The following is an 18,765-nucleotide window of genomic DNA, read 5'->3' as shown; positions in this document are numbered from 1 at the left end:
CATAACCCGCAGCTGATCGGATTCAGCGTCGTAGGGGCAGGAAGCAAATGTTACCAAGATTACACTCGCAAACTGATGTCGATCCTCTTGTTCTTAGTTTTCTGAAAGAGCTTGAGCACGCCGGATTCACTGGTGATATCGAAAGCCAATATTCAAGCCGACTAGCGGTTGCCACTGACAACAGTGTTTACCAGCAACTTCCTCAGTCTGTCGTTCATCCCAAAACGACAGAAGATGTTTCTCTCCTCGGGAAACTGAGCAATAAAGAAAAGTACGAACGAATTACCTTTTCACCTCGTGGTGGCGGCACAGGGACCAATGGTCAGTCGCTAACCAAAGGTATTGTGGTGGATATGTCTCGCCACATGAACAAAGTGCTTGAGATTAATGAGAAAGAAGGCTGGGTTCGTGTACAAACTGGTGTAGTGAAAGACCAGTTAAATGACGCTGTTCGCCCTTATGGCTACTTCTTCTCTCCAGACTTATCTACCAGTAACCGTGCAACGATTGGCGGCATGGTCAACACCGATGCTTCTGGTCAAGGTTCTCTGAAATACGGAAAAACATCCGATCATGTATTGTCTCTACAAGCGGTGTTTGCTGATGGCTCAGTTTTAGAATCAGATCTGTCCAACGGCTACCCAAAAGAAGGCGGGTTTGCTGCCAAGGCGCTACGTGTAACGGAATCCGTATGTCGTGAAAAACGCCAGCAGATCGTAGATAAGTTTCCTCCTCTCAACCGCTTTTTAACGGGCTACGATTTAAAAAATGCCTTGAATGAAGACGACGACCGTTTCGACATCACACGAGTGCTGTGTGGCGCGGAAGGTTCATTGGCATTTATTACTGAAGCGAAGCTAAACCTGACGCCAATTCCGAAAGCACGTACTTTGGTTAACGTTAAATACAACAGCTTTGACTCTGCGCTGCGTAATGCACCGCTTATGGTCGAAGCGAAAGCGCTATCTGTAGAAACCATTGACTCGAAAGTGCTTAATCTCGCGAAGCAAGATATCGTCTGGCACACCGTGAGTGATTTGCTTACCGATGTTCCAAATAAAGAGATGCTTGGCATCAATATGGTGGAATACGCAGGTCAGGACGAAGAAGAGGTTGCTGCGCAGGTTGCAGCGCTGACCGCCAAGCTCGATACCATGCTGGAAACAGAAGAAGCGGGCATCATCGGTTACCAAGTTTGTAACGACGTAGCGAGCATTGGGCGTATTTACAACATGCGTAAAAAAGCGGTGGGTTTGTTAGGCGCAGCAAAAGGTCGTGCTAAACCGGTCGCATTCGCTGAAGATACCTGTGTGCCACCAGAAAACCTGGCTGATTTCATTGTTGAGTTTCGCGAACTATTAGATAGTAAATCGCTGAATTACGGCATGTTTGGTCATGTGGATGCAGGGGTGCTGCATGTGCGTCCTGCGTTGGATTTGTGTGACCCGCACCAAGAAGCATTGATGCACGAAGTTTCTGATGAAGTGGTTAAGCTGGTGGCGAAATACGGCGGTTTGATGTGGGGTGAACACGGCAAAGGTTTCCGTTCAGAATATGGCCCTGAGTTTTTCGGTGATGAGTTGTTTACTGAGCTGAGACGTGTGAAGGCGGCATTCGATCCACACAACAAAATGAACCCGGGCAAAATCTGTACGCCGCTTGATAGTGATGCAGAGTTAGTAAAAGTTACCGATACCAAACGTGGTTACTTCGATCGTCAGATTGACGTTCAAGTACGTGACAGCTTTAAGCAAGCGATGGAGTGTAACGGTAACGGTTTGTGTTTTAACTACGATACCAGCTCGCCAATGTGTCCATCGATGAAAGTAACAGCCGATCGTCGTCATTCACCGAAAGGTCGTGCGGGTTTGGTTCGCGAGTGGTTGCGTCAGCTCACTGAACAAGGCATTGATATTCTTGACTTAGAAAAGCAAACGCTAGAAAACAGAACATCAATCAAAACCATGATTGACCGTGTACGTCATTCTATCAATCGTCGTCACGAATACGATTTCTCCCACGAAGTGTATGAAGCGATGAATGGTTGTTTAGCGTGTAAAGCGTGTGCGAGCCAGTGTCCGATTAAAGTCGACGTTCCGAGCTTCCGCTCACGCTTTTTAAACATTTATCACTCTCGTTACCAACGTCCAGCAAAAGATTATCTGGTTGCGAACATAGAGACTATGCTGCCGATGATGGCGAAAGCGCCAGGTGTCGTAAACGGTGTTTTGAAGCAGTCGTGGGTCAAGAGCTTAACGGCTTCAACAGTTGGGTATGTCGATGCGCCGTTGTTATCAGTACCTACATTGAAACAGCGAGTAGAGTCGCTGACAACGCCTTATGATCTGCAAGCGCTCAGCGGTTTGTCTTCGTTTGAAAAGAGCAAGCATGTTTTAATTGTTCAAGACCCATTCACTAGCTACTACGACGCCGATGTTGTAGAAGACTTCGTTAAATTATTGAAAAAGCTGGGCATGCATCCGGTGCTTCTGCCATTTAAGCCGAATGGTAAAGCACAACACATTAAAGGGTTTTTACGTCAGTTTAAGGATACAGCAGCCGATACCGCGAAGTTTTTGGCGATGGTAGCGGATCTGGATATTCCATTAGTTGGTGTCGACCCTGCATTGGTGCTGTGTTATCGAGATGAATACGCTGAAGTACTTGGCAGTAAGCGAGGTGATTTCGATGTACTAACGGCCCACGAATGGCTTTACCCAAGACTAGAAGCGTTTGAAAGCGGAGAGCATAAGGCGCAGGAACCTTGGTATCTGTTTGCGCACTGTACTGAAAAAACCAAAATGCCGAATGCGGAAAAAGAGTGGGGCGCTATTTTTGCTCACTTTGGTGCGGTTTTAAATACGGTACCGGTTGGTTGTTGTGGTATGGCGGGTACGTTTGGTCACGAGGTCGATAAGTTGTCGATGTCGAAAGACATTTACAATTTAAGCTGGAAGCCAAACCTAGATAAGTTAAATAACGAGAGATGTTTGATTACTGGCTACTCTTGCCGCAGCCAAGTGAAACGCTTTGAAGGAACAAAGCCCAAACATCCCGTTCAGGCGCTGTTAACTTTGATATAATCACATCAAATTAAGCCCAGTTTTACTGGGCTTTTTTAGAAGTCACATACAACAATTTCAAAGGATATGAATCTTGAGAAAACTTGAACTCAAAGTCCCACCTGTTGCGGTGTTTTTGTTGGTCATACTACTCATGTATGGACTGACAGTTCTGGTGCCGAGCCTGAATATTAGCGTGCCCTTTGTCGAGGTTGTGGTTGGCGGACTAACTTTGCTCTCTGGTTATATGGGCATTGCTGGTGTGTATGAATTCCATAAAGTAAAAACGACGGTTAACCCTGTAAAGCCTGACACGGCCTCTTCCGTGGTGAGAACTGGCGTATTTGCTTTTTCGCGCAACCCGATGTATATGGCGCTACTGCTTCTAATCATTGCAATTGGTTTGTGGTGGCAGCATTTGAGTGTGGTGCTTTGTGGCGTCGTATTTGTCAGTTATATGAATCGATTTCAAATCAAGCCAGAGGAACGTGTTCTAGAGCGATTGTTTGGTGAAGAGTATGTGGATTATAAAAACTACGTCCGCCGCTGGATCTAAGCATTGCGTTTAGTTTTATTTGGATGAGACATAAAAAGAAAGCCCAACGATCGACGTTGGGCTTTCTTTTAGTAAACACGTTTTTTGAGCGCTTCTGATAGGGCAGTCGATTAGGCTGCCTTAACGAACTTTGCTAGGAATGCATCCTTACGTTCATTGAAACGGCGTACAAGATCGTCAACCGCTTCTTGGTCATATGGCTTCAAGCCGCTTGCAACCATGCGTTTGATGCCTTTGCCAACGACTTCACCGTCTTCTTTGAACGCAAAGTTTAAGGTGACTACCCCACGTTTGCCTTCCACGTCGAACGTTGCGCCAGTGAAATCCACTTCAGGATGCGTAAGGTCTAAGCGTGAAAATTCAACTTCCATGCTTTCATAAATAACTAATGGACGTTGGCAGTTGATCATCATTTGCTTCTCTTCCATAAGAGGAACCATGATGTGAGGGAAGTTCATGCCAGAGAATTGCACGTAATTTGTTACGACATGCTCAATAAATGCGGGATCGTGATTAGTCTCACCTTCACGGGACATGTGTAAGTATTCTTTACCGGCCTCGTCAACAACGGCGCTTTCTTTTTCACACTTATTTTCAATATGAAGTGCTACACCATCGTTTACCATGCCAGAGAAGTTAAAACGCATCTTTTGGCTGACGCCTTCTTTACTAAGAAGCACAGCGAAAAGTAAATCCCCAGGGACACAAAAGCGTTTGTTGTCTTCATCGTGGATTGGGTTGTAGTCACCTGCGACACGTTTTGCAAAGTGGCTTGCTTGTTCGCGAGTGAACTGAAACTGGTGATTAGTGTTTGAAAAATAAGGTGTTAGAAACATAATTTTTACGTAGTAACCAAAACTGTGTGGGATTATATGCGAATATCTGCGTAGCAATGGTCCATCCAGTGAAAACTTCATCGTATCCTAACAATAAGACACTATTTCGGCGGATAAATCGTTAAAAACGCATACTTTAGCAACGCTTTTATTTGTGAAAGCAATAAACAGCGACTTTATTACGCCGGCTGTTTTTAAAAGTATAGCAATAACAATATGCAAGTGTTCATAAAGATCGCTGGGAATACGTTTAATGAGGAGATAAAAAAGCTCCACGCGAAACATGGAGCCTTCAAATTATCATCCGGTTTTTAGATTAAGTGCTGGTAAAGCTGGATTACTGAACACTTGGTAACAGACTCTCTGGCATAAGCGTGTTGTGGATAGCCAGCTTAAGCAGAGTATTGGCCTGTTCAATGTCCGGCGCAAAGTAGCGATCTTTATCGTAGAACGATACTTTTTCACGTAACATTTGTTTGGCAATCTCGATACGCTCAGAAGACTTGTTTGGTGCTCTAAAGTCTAGGCCTTGTGCTGCTGAGAGGTATTCGACCGCCAGAATGCCGCGAGTGTTTTCCCCCATTTCTTTCAATCTGCGAGCCGCGAAGGTTGCCATTGACACGTGATCTTCTTGGTTTGCTGATGTTGGCAAGCTGTCTACTGACGCTGGGTGAGCGAGCGTTTTGTTTTCGCTTGCTAGCGCAGCAGAGGTGACTTGGGCAATCATGAAACCAGAGTTCACACCGCCATTATCAACTAAGAACGGTGGTAATTTTGATAATGCGCTATCGATAAGCAATGCCATACGACGTTCAGACAGGCTGCCGATCTCAGCAATCGCCAGTGCTAGGTTGTCAGCTGCCATTGCAACAGGCTCAGCGTGGAAGTTACCGCCAGAGATGATGTCGTCATCTTCAGCAAACACCAACGGGTTATCTGATACGGAGTTCGCTTCTACTTGCAATACTTCGGCGGCGTTGCGGATTTGCTGCAAACACGCCCCCATTACTTGAGGCTGACAGCGCAACGAATACGGGTCTTGTACTTTTTCACAGTTAGTATGCGAATCACCAATGTCACTTGATGTATCCAATAGATGACGGTAGGCCAGTGCAGCGTCCATTTGGCTGCGATGACCACGTACACGATGAATGCGCGGATCGAATGGACGTCGGCTGCCGAGAGCGGCTTCGACAGACATTGCCCCACATACTGTAGCCGAAGCGAAAAGATCTTCCGCGATAAACAGACCTTCTAATGCGAACGCTGTTGATGCCTGGGTACCATTTAGCAGCGCTAAACCTTCTTTCGGCGCCAGAGTTATGGGTTCTAGACCTGCGATTTTTAACGCTTCTTGCCCAGAAATGATATTACCGTTGTGACGAGCTTGTCCTTCACCTAGTAATACTGTGCTCATGTGGGCCAGAGGAGCTAAGTCACCTGATGCGCCAACAGAGCCCTTTTTAGGTACACAAGGGTAAACTTGTGCGTTAACTAGGTCGGTCAGCATATTAATGACTTTTAGGCGATTACCAGAAAAACCACGAGACAGACTATTGATTTTTAATACCATCATCAGACGAACCGTTTCGTCTGACATAAACTCACCGATACCTGCCGCATGAGAAAGAACGATACTGCGTTGCAGAGTTTCTAAATCTTCTGGTGCTATTCGTGTGTTAGCCAATAGACCAAAACCAGTGTTAATTCCGTAAACCGTTCTATCTTCCGCGATGACACGATCCACGACTTGCGTGCTTTCTTCAATGGCCGGAATGGCTTCAGGATCCAAAGTAAGGTTGACTGGTGAACGGCTCACTTGGCGTAGTTCGTTTAAGCTAATATGACCTGGCTTTAGCGTTAAATTTAACATCTCTTTCATCCTTACTTGAGCTTCTTCAGTTCTTCGTTGAGCATTGGCAAATCTAGCCCTTGCTCTGCTGCACATTGTTTAGCGATATCGTATCCCGCATCAGCATGACGCATCACGCCTGTTGCTGGGTCGTTATGCAGCACGCGGGCAATACGTTTTGAGGCATCTTCACTGCCGTCACAGCAGATAACCATACCTGAGTGTTGCGAGAAGCCCATACCTACGCCACCACCGTGGTGCAGTGAAACCCAAGTTGCGCCGCCCGCCGTGTTGAGTAGCGCGTTTAATAATGGCCAGTCTGATACGGCGTCAGAACCGTCCATCATACCTTCGGTTTCACGGTTCGGGCTTGCTACAGAGCCAGAGTCTAAGTGGTCACGACCAATGACAACGGGCGCCTTAAGTTCGCCATTTTTCACCATTTCATTGAATGCTTGACCAAGACGCTCACGATCTTTAAGACCAACCCAGCAAATACGTGCAGGTAAACCTTGGAACTGAATGCGCTCGCGCGCCATATCTAGCCAGTTATGTAAGTGTGGATTATCTGGAATTAGCTCTTTTACTTTTTGGTCGGTTTTATAGATATCCTCAGGATCGCCAGAGAGAGCGGCCCAGCGGAAAGGACCAATACCTTCGCAGAATAGAGGGCGAATGTAGGCTGGAACGAAGCCAGGGAAATCAAATGCGTTTTCTACGCCTTCTTCCAAGGCCATCTGGCGGATGTTGTTACCGTAGTCGAGTGTTGCGGCGCCGCGATTTTGTAGCTCTAACATGGCTTGAACTTGCACTGCCATGGATTTTTTGGCTGCTTTAACAACCATTGCTTCATCTTGCAAACGCATTTCTGCAGCGTGAGACATGCTCCAGCCTTGTGGTAAGTAGCCATTGAGCGGGTCGTGTGCAGATGTTTGGTCTGTTACTACATCAGGCGTGATATTACGTTCTACCAACTCAGAGAAAACGTCTGCTGCATTACCTAGTAGACCAACCGATACTGGTGTGTCCGATTCTTTGATGATAGCAAGCGCTTCATCTAAAGATGTCGCTTTCTTATCGACATAGCCTGTACGTAGGCGGTAATCGATACGCGATTCATCACACTCTACCGCAATCATGGAGAAGCCCGCCATCGTACCAGCTAGAGGCTGAGCACCACCCATACCACCAAGACCGCCAGTTAGAATCCATCGGCCTTTTGCTTCGCCGTCAAAGTGCTTTTTCGCAACAGACACGAATGTTTCGTATGTGCCTTGGACGATGCCTTGTGAGCCAATGTATATCCAGCTGCCAGCGGTCATTTGGCCGTACATCATCAAGCCTTGTTTATCGAGCTCGTTGAAGTGTTCCCAGTTTGCCCAATGAGGAACGAGGTTTGAGTTTGCGATAAGCACGCGTGGGGCGTTTTTATGGGTAGGGAAAACACCAACAGGTTTGCCTGATTGAACTAAAAGCGTTTGGTCATCTTCGAGTCTTTCAAGTACTTCAACAATCTTGTCGTAACATTCCCAGTTTCGTGCCGCACGGCCAATGCCGCCATATACAACCAGCGAATGTGGATGTTCTGCAACATCAGGATCGAGGTTGTTCATCAGCATACGAAGAGGGGCTTCGGTTAGCCAAGATTTTGCGCGCAGTTTATCTCCGTGAGGTGCACGAATTGTTCTGCTTGTATCAAGTCGTGGATCTTGTCCCTGGCGCTGTGTCATTTCAGACTCCTTTAGTTTCTCGTGATGACCAAGTACTTGCTTGGTCGTAATAATAAGTGGCATCTAGGATGCGTTATGGTTTGTGTTGCTTTTCCGCCATCGCGTTGGCGATATCCCAACACAAACGGGCAGCTAAGCGTGCAGTTTGACTATCAACGTCATAATTAGGGTTGTATTCGGCGATATCAGCCAGCATGAGCTTATTTTTGTAATGAAGAATTCGATCTAAAAATGGTGCAATTGTGTCGTAACTTACTCCTCGAGCCGCAGGGGCGCTGACCCCAGGTGCGGTTGCCGCAGGAAATACATCCAGATCAATGGTCAAATAGAGGTAGTCACAGTCGTCAATAAAGTGTTGAAGCTGGGTTAAGTGATAACTGTGGTTTAGGTAGCAAAGCTGATTGTCTTCTACATACCAAACATTTAACGCATCTGCTTTTTCAAACAGCGCTTTAGTGTTGCTGCTGCGGCTTACGCCAATGCAAGCGTAATGAAAGTCCCAATCGTTACGTTGGCAAAAATGATGAATTTGGTTGAAGGGGGTGCCAGAGCTTGGTTTGATGTCGGCGATGCTGCTCTCGAATGCGCGTAAATCGAAATGCGCATCGAAATTGATAATACCGATTTTAGGCTTCTTTTCTGGATGGTGCGCTTTAAAATACTCCGCTAAGCCGGAAAACGAGGCCCACGCAATCTCATGCCCACCACCTAACACGATGACTGGCGTATGAGGTAGTGCGCTTGAAATGGTTGCCGCACATAGAGATTGGCTCTCTTCCAGTAAGTCGTCTTCGCACACCACGGTGCCTAAGTCATATAGTGGGACGTCTTGGTGCCATGCTAAATTAGCTAGTGCTCGTCGGATTAAATCTGGCGCTTTTTTCGCGCCAATGCGTCCTTTGTTTCTGGCTACGCCAGCGTCGGTAGCAAAACCCAGTAATGAGACGCCATGCGCAACGCCCCCCAACTCATCTGCTTTCTGGCGTTGAACCACGTGATGAATTCGCTGACCAAGTTTGCCGTCCTCGGCATCATGACGGCCTTGCCAATGAAATAGGGGAGAGTGTAAGTCGAATTGAGACATATTATTGGCCTCCGTGTGAAATGTATTCACCATTTACTATACGACCTACCAGACGTTTTGCTCCGACTTGATAGCTTAAATCTGCAGGGCTTTCGATATCCCAGATAGAGAAGTCCGCATCAAACCCTACTTTGATTTCGCCACGTGAATTTTGATAACCCAGAGCTTTGGCTGCATGTTGCGTTACACCACGCAGTGCTTCTTGCGGTGTAAGGCGAAATAGTGTGCACGCCATATTCAGCATGAGTGTGAGATCAGAAAACGGTGATGTACCTGGGTTGACGTCCGTAGCAATTGCCATCGGCACGTTATGCTCTCTCAACAACTCAATCGGTGGTAACTGAGTTTCTCTTAGAAAATAAAAAGCGCCAGGCAATAGAGTGGCGACAGTGTTTGATCGAGCAAGTGCTTTAACACCTTGCTCATCTAAAAACTCGATGTGATCCGCTGACAGACCGTTGTATTGCGCAGTGAGGGCTGTACCACCGAGATTCGAAAGTTGCTCTGTATGCCCTTTAACCTTTAAGCCGTGGCGTTTTGCAGCTACAAACACTTTTTCTGTTTGTTCAAGATTGAAACCAATCGATTCACAAAAAACATCGACACTTGTGGCTAATTCTTCCTTTGCGACAACAGGGATTATGTCCTGACAAATGTGCTCAATATAATCATCTGCACGGCCTTGGAACTCTGGCGGAATGGCGTGAGCGGCGAGAAGTGTAGTGGTGATTTTAACTTTACGCTCTTGTTCAAGCATTTTGGCTGCACGGAGCATTTTTACTTCATCATTCAGTGTCAATCCGTAGCCTGATTTCACTTCGACAGAAGTGACGCCGCTCGCGAGTAGCCCGTCTAAACGTGGCAACGCTAACTCAACTAATTGCGCTTCGGTTGCTGAACGCGTCGCATGCACCGTTGAAAGTATCCCACCGCCTTGTTTGGAAATTTCTTGATATGGTACGCCGTTTAGGCGCATTTCAAATTCGTTGGCACGATTGCCCGCGTAAATAAGATGAGTGTGGCAGTCGATCAAACCTGGCAGAACTAACTTGCCTTGAAGGTCGATACTCTGAGCGTAATGTTGGGCAGACAGCAGAGACTCGGTTTGCGGTTCGTCTTCACCAATTGCACAGGTGCTGATCGCAACGATTTTTCCAGATTGAATGCCAATACGAGCAGGAGACGTAGGCAGATAACCGCGCTCTCCCGACTGCATGGTGACCAGACGTGCGTTTTCAATCAGCAAATCCATGTTTGTGTCCCTGTGTTTATTTGTATCATTAAATGTATATACAAATAAATAGAGCAAAATAAGAACACTGACAAGATTGATGTTGCTAAAATGTGATCAAAACGTAGATCTAGAGGACCGATCTTGTCATTAAATGAGCACTTTTGAGCTCAGCTTATATTTGTTACCAGGGTGATAAAGTAGGGCGGTACTGACTAACTTATCTTGGCTCCACGTTCTGCGATTCAAGAGAAGGCAAGGCTCATTGGCTTGCATTTTTAAGTCTTGCTTAATACGGCCGTCAGGCACAATTGCCTCTACAGTATGTTCAATAGCGTTGAGTGGGCAATTATCTGACAGGTATTGATTCGGAGTGATTTGTGTGAAGTCTTGATTTAAATAACTCGGGGCATATTGGCTGTTCACCCAGCGGAGTTCTAATTGAATAGGCGTTTGGTCTTCATAGTGAATGATTTCACTGTAAAACACCGTTGTGCCAAGCATGACGCCGAGTTTTGTCGCAATGCTGTCATCTGCTTTTATGGCAACTTGTTTGAGCACTTTACTGCTATATTGTCGCCCTCGGTCGCTGACTTCTTCGGCAATGTTTCGAATGTCTAACAGAGGAGATTCTGACTTTTCACCAGGATCACACACAAACGTACCTAAGCGTGGGCGACGTTGTAATCGGCCCTCATTAACTAAGTCCCGAATTGCTTTGTTCACTGTCATTCTACTGACACCAAATTGCTCGGTAAGCTCAATCTCTGTGGCGATACGATGACCGACTATCCACTCTCCAGCATCAATTTTATCGAGGATAAATTGTTTGATTTGAATGTAGAGTGGTGCAGACATAATGATTCCCTTTTATTTGACTATACAAATACTGCTTAATTTAGGTGCAAATTGCAAACATTTCTAGACGAATGTTCCACTTAGTGACAGAACAATCCTATTGTGGGGCTGAATGACTCTTGCTGCTGAGTATTATTTGGATTGATGATGGAATTCGAACATTTTCTTGTGGTCTATTGCTTGCAGAGTATAAAACAATTGTGTAAACAAACGATTATTAGAAGAAAAGTCGTTAAAAAGGAAAAACATGTTTAAAAAATTGAAAGCATCACTGGGGATCGGTTCTGCAAAAGTAGATACGATTTTAGACGAAATGAGCGTGTTTCAAGGAGCGACGCTGAAAGGGCATGTTCATATCAAAGGCGGAGACGTCGAACAACAAATTGATGCTATTACTATTAAGTTGAACACAGAGATGAAAGTCGAAGTGGATGATAGCGTAAGTTACCAAACGTTCACTATTGATCAGCTGAAGGCGGTAGACCCCTTTGTGATTCAACCTAATGAAGAGAAGCAGATTCCGTTTGAGCTAAAACTGCATGATGAAACGCCAATTACTGCGGTTAGCGCACTTAAGAATCAATGCCATGTTTGGGTTGAAACGACGTTAGATATTGATTTTGCGATTGACCCGCGTGACCGTGACTATATTGAAGTGAAACCACTACCAGTAGCATCTCGGGTTATTCAAGCGATCGAGCAAGCTGGCTTCACTATGGTTAAAGCCGATGTTGAAAAAGGCTTTTTGCGCGGTGGCTCGTTTGCTTCTCGCTCTGGAATTTATCAAGAGCTAGAGTTCCGAAATAACGGCTTTATCTCATCAAAAGAAATTGAGCTTTCTTTTATTCTGGAAGGGCAGGTCATGCATTGTTTGGCGGAGGTTGACCGTTCGCTCAGCTTGGCTGGGGACCAGTATCGCTCGTTTACGTTGCCGATCAATGCAACTGATGCTCAAGTCGCTGCCGCGGTTGCACCAACGCTAAATCTATAGTTCTCATCAACTTGATGAGAATATGTACCGATATCCTATTGTGAAAGCGATATCGGTACTGTTATCCATGTTTCGTGCGTTCTCTACGGCTAAAAACTCAAGCGCGGAGTTTTCCATTAGATATCGATAGCCTAATACCAGTTCATTAGAGGCATCAGCAAACTCTGCGGGTCCTTCTGTTGAGCCTTGATACCAATGGTATTCAAACATCAGGTGGTGGTTATCTTCCAACGCATAACGGTACCCAGCTGCAACGGCAATCGTATTATGCCGATAGGGTAGATCCAGCAAGGCGCGATCATCTGAGCGAAAAGTCATGCCAACCATCGAGTAAAATGCATGGGCGTCACTCAAATAACTGTAATTTATTTGGAAGCCTTGCTCGAAATTACTGCCTTGAAAAGTCCCGTGAGCAACATCATTAAAATATAAGCTGCCACCAATAGATAGGCCGTGATGTTCATTCTGAAACACTTGATATTGCAAATAAGTAGATAAGTTGTTGGCAAGCGTTTGTCCTTCGAAATCATCTTCTAGCACATCATATTGCGGCATTGATATGTAAAAACGATCTCTGTCTACTTTGTCTCGGCCATTCTGTCCGATACCGAAAAGGTTATGGAAGCTTTTAGTCAGTCCATCTAAATGGTTATCAGCGGCAAAAACCCACCGATAATTGAGTTCCCATTGCCAACTGCTATTGATTTGCCACTTGCTGCCAATTTCGATTTGGTTGTGGTAATAATCCAGTGCGTATTCATCAGTATGAGCCCAAACACTGGCCACGGTTCCTGAGCCATAGGTTTCGACAAAATCAGAGGGAAGGCTATGTCCTGAGCGCAGTATATTGGTATGGCTAACCACTTGCATCGGAGATTGTGCGTAAGAACGTAGCGGCCCATACAGGTCATTTGATGCCATGGCTGATACACAGCATATCGAAGTGCTTAGAAGCCCCATAAAGCGCGATTTGAAATAGATCATGATGAACACCTACATGCAAACTACTCAATAAAACAACTATATACCTAAATTGCACTTTGAGGTGGAACTAGGTGTGCAGGGTCTTGTGTTAGTTAATAGGTATTAGGAAGTATTATACCAGTTGTGTATTTAAGTTCTATTGGGAGGGGGTAACTCCGTTTACAAGTTATGTGAGCCCTTAAGAAGAATCATCAGATTGTCGCAACGAGGCCTGAGGTTAAGTTCTTATGATAAAACAAAATCGCGCTTTGCAATCTAAATGTGAGCTAGGTACAATCCCACTTTCGATAACGGTCCGGTATTCGTGTTACCGAGAGGCCTTTATTGACTCTCAACTATTTTCAACAAATAGCTTCTAATTTGAATAACATGTGTTGCTTGGTGTGCAACACCACTGTAAAGGACATAGCATGCCTATTATTACTCTTCCTGACGGCAGTCAGCGTCAATTTGACAACCCAGTTTCTACTATGGAAGTTGCGCAATCGATCGGTCCTGGTCTTGCAAAAGCAACGATCGCTGGTCGTGTAAACGGTAACCGCGTTGATGCGTGTGACCTAATTGAAGAAGACGCAAGCCTTGAAATCATCACAGTAAAAGATGAAGTAGACGGTTTAGAAATCGTTCGTCACTCTTGTGCTCACCTTCTTGGTCACGCTCTTAAGCAGCTTTACCCACAAGCTAAAATGGCGATTGGTCCAACCATCGACAACGGCTTCTACTACGATATCGACCTAGATGAGTCTCTAACGCAAGAAGATCTTGAAAAGATTGAAAAGCGTATGAAAGAGCTAGCGAAAACCAAGTACGAAGTTGTTAAGAAAAAAGTAAGCTGGCAGGAAGCGCGTGATACGTTTGAATCACGTGGCGAACCATACAAAGTGGAAATCCTAGACGAAAACGTATCTCGTGATGATCGTCCAGGTCTTTACCACCATGAAGAATACATCGACATGTGTCGTGGTCCTCACGTTCCTAACATGAGCTTCTGTCAACACTTCACTCTATTGAATGTGGCAGGTGCTTACTGGCGTGGTAACAGCGACAACAAAATGCTTCAACGTATCTACGGTACGGCTTTCCACGACAAGAAAGCACTGAAAGCACATCTAACTCGCCTAGAAGAAGCAGCGAAGCGTGACCACCGTAAGATTGGTAAGCAACTAGACCTATTCCACATGCAGCAAGAAGCACCGGGTATGGTGTTCTGGCATCACAATGGTTGGTCTATCTTCCGTGATCTAGAAGTATTCATCCGCGCTAAGCTAGATGAGTACGGTTACCAAGAAGTAAAAGGTCCGCTAATGATGGACCGTGTTCTTTGGGAACGCTCTGGCCACTGGGATAAATACGCTGATGCAATGTTCACAACTTCTTCTGAGAACCGTGAATACGCGATTAAGCCAATGAACTGTCCAGGTCACGTACAGATCTTCAACCAAGGTCTAAAATCGTACCGTGATCTACCATTACGTATGGCAGAGTTCGGCTCATGTCACCGTAACGAACCATCTGGTGCACTACACGGCATTATGCGTGTACGTGGCTTTACTCAGGATGATGCTCACATTTTCTGTACTGAGAGCCAAATCCAAGAAGAAGTAACAAACTGCATCAAGATGGTGTACGATACGTACCAAACGTTTGGTTTCGACAACATCGTAGTGAAACTGTCTACTCGTCCAGAGAAACGTGTAGGTTCAGATGAAATCTGGGATCAATCTGAAGAAGCATTGAAGCAGTCTCTTGAATCGATGGATATCCCATACGAAATTCAAGAAGGTGAGGGTGCGTTCTACGGCCCTAAGATTGAGTTCACACTATATGATTGTCTAGACCGCGCTTGGCAGTGTGGTACTGTCCAGCTAGACTTCAACCTACCAGGTCGCCTAGGCGCTACTTATGTAGGTGAAAATAACGAACGTCTTGTACCGGTAATGATTCACCGTGCGATTCTAGGTTCACTAGAGCGCTTCATTGGTATCCTTATCGAAGAATATGCTGGTTTCTTCCCAACTTGGTTGGCGCCAGAACAAGCAGTTCTTATGAACATTACTGATAAACAGTCAGGTTATGTTCAAGAAATAGTACAAAAACTACAAAAAAGTGGAATTAGAGCTAAAGCGGACTTGAGAAATGAGAAGATTGGCTTTAAAATCCGCGAACATACTTTGAAGCGTGTACCGTATATGCTTGTTGTTGGTGACCAAGAAATGGAAGCTGGCGAAATTGCAGTACGTACTCGTAAAGGTAAAGATCTTGGTAAATTTAAAGTGGATGATTTTATTGCATACATCCAAGACGAGATCTCTAGCCGTAAGCTCAATCTGGAGGAATAAGCTATTAAAGGCGGAAGACGTGGCCAACAGCCGGTAAAACAAAACCCGCACCGTATCAACGGTGAAATTCGTGGTATTCGTGAAGTTCGACTAACAGGCGCTGACGGTGAATCAGTTGGTGTTGTATCGATTCAAGAAGCCATTGCAGCTGCTGAAGAAGCTGGTATGGATCTCGTTGAGATCAGTCCTAACGCCGAGCCACCTGTTTGTCGTGTGATGGACTATGGTAAGTTCCTCTTCGAGAAGAGCAAAACTGCTAAAGAGCAGAAGAAGAAGCAAAAGCAGGTCCAGATCAAGGAAGTAAAATTCCGTCCTGGAACTGATATTGGAGACTATCAGGTAAAACTACGCAACCTGACGCGTTTCCTTGAAGAAGGCAACAAAGTGAAGGTAACAATTCGCTTCCGTGGCCGAGAGATGGCACACCAAGACATCGGTGTTGACGTTCTAAATCGTCTTAAGGAAGATACTGCAGAACTTGCTGTAGTTGAATCTTTCCCTAAGAAGATTGAAGGTCGCCAGATGATCATGGTGCTAGCCCCTAAAAAGAAGTAATTAACGGCTCATCAAGTAATTAAAACCTAGCCGCTTTCCTTTCGATAAAGGCATAACGGCTGGGTTTTGTTCGCCCTAATTACGTTGTTTATTAAACCTACTCAATGCGGAGTTATTCATCATGCCTAAGATGAAAACCAACAAAGGTGCTGCTAAGCGTTTTAAGAAAACTGCTGGTGGTATTAAGTACAAGCACGCTACAAAACGTCACATCCTGACTAAGCGTACTACTAAGAACAAGCGTCAACTACGTCCGAATGCAATCCTTCCAAAATGTGAAGTGGCTGCAGTAATCCGTATGTTGCCATACGCTTAATTCTTTTTAGTTATCAATCGTTTAGTTTAGGAGAAGCATAATGCCTCGCGTAAAACGTGGTGTACAAGCTCGTGCACGTCATAAGAAAGTTCTAAAACAAGCTAAAGGTTACTACGGTGCGCGTTCACGTGTTTACCGCGTAGCTTTCCAAGCAGTTACTAAAGCTGGTCAATACGCTTACCGTGACCGTCGCGCTAAGAAACGTCAATTCCGTCAACTATGGATTGCACGTATCAATGCGGCATCTCGTCAAAATGGTCTATCTTACAGCCGTTTCATCAACGGTCTTAAGAAAGCATCTATCGAGATCGACCGTAAGATCCTTGCGGACATCGCAGTATTCGACAAAGCTGCATTTGCGGTTCTAGTTGAAAAAGCGAAAGCTGCTCTTTAATTAGCAGTTTAGGATTAAGAGAAGGAGAGCATTAGCTCTCCTTTTTTATTGCTAAAATATATACCCAAATACTTTCAGTTTTTCCATTCAGAATCTTGTCTATCAGTCTTCCCGATTTGATTAGTGATCGCTGCTCTGTTGGTAATAAAATGGCTTGGGTATATATTTTACGTTTATAAGGGACTAAAAATGATCTACACAACGACAGAAAGCATTCCGGGCAAGCAGATCTCTGAAATAAGAGGGGTTGTAACTGGCAATGTTGTTCAATCAAAACACATCGGTCGTGACCTCATGGCGGGTATCAAAAGCATTGTTGGCGGCGAAATTCGAGGTTACACGGAAATGATGACCGACGCGCGTGATATAGCTATACAGCGCATGGTAGCAGACGCTGAATCTAAAGGTGCAGATGCGATTGTAGGGATTCGATTTACCACGAGCTCAATCGTAGATGGTTCTTCGGAAATTTTGGCATTTGGTACTGCAGTGAAACTTGCGGACTAATATACGAGGAAAAGCGTTGCTAGGAATGATGAATTTTTATTCATTTTTCGTTTTTTCTTTTTAGGTTAATTATTCTAGATTTTCGCAGAGCGAATAGGCTTATATTCTTAACTTTACGTTACCATTAAAATTAATCCCAATAATTTAGAGTAATTACTTCACTTTTGTTTTGTGTATCATTTTATATTCATAATGAAATTGAATTCATATTGAATTTTCCATTTATATTGTGAATTTTGATTTCGATATATTAATTCATATTTTTCTTATAAAAATATGAACTTATACCTTGCCAAGCGGTTCTAAATTGTTACAAATACTATACAGCTGTAACATTGCCAAAAGGAATTGTAGATGAGAGATCTGACTCCCGAATACTTGCTAGCCGCATTACGCCAAGCGATTAAAACAAAAGGGCTAACATATCGAGAGCTATCTGAGAAAATGGGCATGCCGCTGTCCACTTTTAAGAGACACTTAACAAGCACAAATCTCGCTTTGGATAAACTGCTTGAATATTGTAGAGCTGTTGATTGCACGTTAGATGAACTACAAAAGCTTGCGAATCAATTACAAGGCGAAGACGAGGATTACTTTAGCCGTACGCAAGATGAAGTCTTTTTTCAATTTCCTCATCTTTACGATTTTTATCGTGAATTGAGAATGCTGCGAGGCAAAGATGGATATTCCATTTTAAAGAAAAAGTATGATTTGTCTGAGCAGAGCATGTCTGATTACCTAAAAGCTTTGGAGTTATTGGATCTTGTTTACGTTGATGAAGATAAAAATATAACGTTGCACGGGCCGTTATATTACAGCTATGCAGAAAACTCCAAGCTCAATGATAAATATACGGAAATCATAAAAGAACAGACAACAACCCACGATAAATGCGTTCGTGTGGCTTTGGCACGCATGAAAATTACCGAAGAGCAGCTTTTGCAATTGGAAGATCAAGTCGCAAAAACGGTTATTGATTTTCATTCCCAAAATGTTGTGGCAGAGAACTTCAATGTCTCTGATTTTACTAATATTGTTCTACTTGCAGGGCCACATCAACCAGTCACATTCTCTGATGGAATTATCGAGACAGAAGGGCGATTTATTGACGATATTCGTTATGCCATTGCATCTGCAGGTGATAAACCAAGCCTCTCGATTTAGAAATTCAGTCTTTTACTTAAAGAGAATCGCTTTCTCACTATGTTATTGAGTTTTGCAGCTCTAATATTGAAAGGAAGCAGTAAAAGAAAAGCCCAAGACAGAGCACACTTTGTAAATAGAGCATCTATCAGTTGCTGTTTTGAATCCAAACTTTAAGTGTTTTGGGCTTTTTTGAATAACATCATTTCAATATCACTCGTTGTCCAATTTTTAAGGTTCTGATTTTTGGGGTTATGTCCCCGCACTCCACTCTAGCCTTTCCTTACAATCAAATCATTCTCGCTGAACCAAGCATCTTGATGTTAC

Annotated in this window: 16 protein-coding genes; 9 read left to right on the top strand and 7 right to left on the bottom strand. The window is 44.4% G+C overall.

The annotated features are described in order from the left end of the window. Positions 1 to 47: 47 nt before the first annotated feature. Together NL644_RS14620 and NL644_RS14615 are read left to right on the top strand one after the other, a co-directional pair. A complete protein-coding gene (locus tag NL644_RS14620) occupies positions 48 to 3,083 on the top strand; it encodes an FAD-binding and (Fe-S)-binding domain-containing protein (protein WP_253658570.1) in 3,036 nt (1,011 codons plus the stop codon). Between the two features lie 73 nt (positions 3,084 to 3,156). Further along, positions 3,157 to 3,618: an isoprenylcysteine carboxylmethyltransferase family protein gene (locus tag NL644_RS14615; RefSeq protein ID WP_253658569.1), complete on the top strand. Its 462-nt coding sequence runs from the start codon at positions 3,157 to 3,159 to the stop codon at positions 3,616 to 3,618. A 110-nt stretch (positions 3,619 to 3,728) separates the two neighbouring features. Here the strand turns inward: NL644_RS14615 and NL644_RS14610 are convergent, their stop codons facing one another. The 6 genes from NL644_RS14610 to hutC all read right to left on the bottom strand — a co-directional run bounded on the left by NL644_RS14610 (position 3,729) and on the right by hutC (position 11,209). Then, the gene (locus NL644_RS14610; RefSeq protein WP_005395883.1) at positions 3,729 to 4,454 is read right to left on the bottom strand and encodes a DUF3581 domain-containing protein; all 726 of its coding nucleotides are present in this window, start codon (positions 4,452 to 4,454) and stop codon (positions 3,729 to 3,731) included. 337 nt (positions 4,455 to 4,791) lie between these two features. Beyond that, the gene (hutH, locus tag NL644_RS14605; protein ID WP_253658568.1) at positions 4,792 to 6,327 is read right to left on the bottom strand and encodes a histidine ammonia-lyase; all 1,536 of its coding nucleotides are present in this window, start codon (positions 6,325 to 6,327) and stop codon (positions 4,792 to 4,794) included. Positions 6,328 to 6,338: 11 nt separating this feature from the next. Continuing rightward, complete coding sequence (hutU, locus tag NL644_RS14600; protein WP_005395885.1) at positions 6,339 to 8,036, bottom strand: urocanate hydratase; 1,698 nt, start codon at positions 8,034 to 8,036, stop codon at positions 6,339 to 6,341. Positions 8,037 to 8,109: 73 nt separating this feature from the next. Continuing rightward, positions 8,110 to 9,120: a formimidoylglutamase gene (gene hutG, locus NL644_RS14595; protein ID WP_114322441.1), complete on the bottom strand. Its 1,011-nt coding sequence runs from the start codon at positions 9,118 to 9,120 to the stop codon at positions 8,110 to 8,112. 1 nt (position 9,121) lies between these two features. Continuing rightward, entirely contained in the window at positions 9,122 to 10,372 is a 1,251-nt protein-coding gene (gene hutI, locus NL644_RS14590; protein WP_114322440.1) for an imidazolonepropionase, read from the bottom strand. A gap of 129 nt (positions 10,373 to 10,501) precedes the next feature. After that, positions 10,502 to 11,209, bottom strand: coding sequence for a histidine utilization repressor (gene hutC / locus NL644_RS14585; RefSeq protein WP_046874833.1), 708 nt, complete (start codon positions 11,207 to 11,209; stop codon positions 10,502 to 10,504). A gap of 247 nt (positions 11,210 to 11,456) precedes the next feature. Between hutC and NL644_RS14580 the strand changes: the two genes are divergently transcribed. Then, positions 11,457 to 12,200 carry a sporulation protein gene (locus NL644_RS14580; protein ID WP_046874834.1) on the top strand — a complete coding sequence of 248 codons (744 nt, stop codon included), beginning with the start codon at positions 11,457 to 11,459 and terminating at the stop codon, positions 12,198 to 12,200. 6 nt (positions 12,201 to 12,206) lie between these two features. On the opposite strand, the gene NL644_RS14575 is transcribed toward NL644_RS14580, so the two are convergent. Further along, the gene (locus NL644_RS14575) at positions 12,207 to 13,160 is read right to left on the bottom strand and encodes a DUF3187 family protein (RefSeq protein ID WP_253658621.1); all 954 of its coding nucleotides are present in this window, start codon (positions 13,158 to 13,160) and stop codon (positions 12,207 to 12,209) included. A gap of 434 nt (positions 13,161 to 13,594) precedes the next feature. On the opposite strand from NL644_RS14575, the gene thrS reads away from it, so the two are divergent. The 6 genes from thrS to NL644_RS14545 all read left to right on the top strand — a co-directional run bounded on the left by thrS (position 13,595) and on the right by NL644_RS14545 (position 18,459). After that, positions 13,595 to 15,523 carry a threonine--tRNA ligase gene (gene thrS / locus NL644_RS14570; protein WP_005395892.1) on the top strand — a complete coding sequence of 643 codons (1,929 nt, stop codon included), beginning with the start codon at positions 13,595 to 13,597 and terminating at the stop codon, positions 15,521 to 15,523. A 3-nt stretch (positions 15,524 to 15,526) separates the two neighbouring features. After that, positions 15,527 to 16,078: a translation initiation factor IF-3 gene (gene infC, locus NL644_RS14565; protein ID WP_074191168.1), complete on the top strand. Its 552-nt coding sequence runs from the start codon at positions 15,527 to 15,529 to the stop codon at positions 16,076 to 16,078. Between the two features lie 121 nt (positions 16,079 to 16,199). Then, positions 16,200 to 16,394 (top strand): 50S ribosomal protein L35, encoded by a 195-nt coding sequence (gene rpmI, locus NL644_RS14560; protein ID WP_005377932.1) that lies wholly within the window; start codon positions 16,200 to 16,202, stop codon positions 16,392 to 16,394. 40 nt (positions 16,395 to 16,434) lie between these two features. Then, positions 16,435 to 16,788: a 50S ribosomal protein L20 gene (rplT, locus tag NL644_RS14555; RefSeq protein WP_004727974.1), complete on the top strand. Its 354-nt coding sequence runs from the start codon at positions 16,435 to 16,437 to the stop codon at positions 16,786 to 16,788. A gap of 189 nt (positions 16,789 to 16,977) precedes the next feature. After that, entirely contained in the window at positions 16,978 to 17,295 is a 318-nt protein-coding gene (locus tag NL644_RS14550; RefSeq protein ID WP_005377919.1) for a heavy metal-binding domain-containing protein, read from the top strand. A 354-nt stretch (positions 17,296 to 17,649) separates the two neighbouring features. Continuing rightward, positions 17,650 to 18,459: a helix-turn-helix domain-containing protein gene (locus tag NL644_RS14545; protein WP_046874836.1), complete on the top strand. Its 810-nt coding sequence runs from the start codon at positions 17,650 to 17,652 to the stop codon at positions 18,457 to 18,459. The last annotated feature ends 306 nt before the right edge of the window (positions 18,460 to 18,765 follow it).

Source organism: Vibrio sp. Y10_XG_PY6, assembly GCF_024181795.1.
Lineage (GTDB): Bacteria > Pseudomonadota > Gammaproteobacteria > Enterobacterales > Vibrionaceae > Vibrio > Vibrio diabolicus.
Note: the sequence above shows the minus strand (reverse complement) of the source record. Positions and strands in the feature narration are given on the sequence as shown.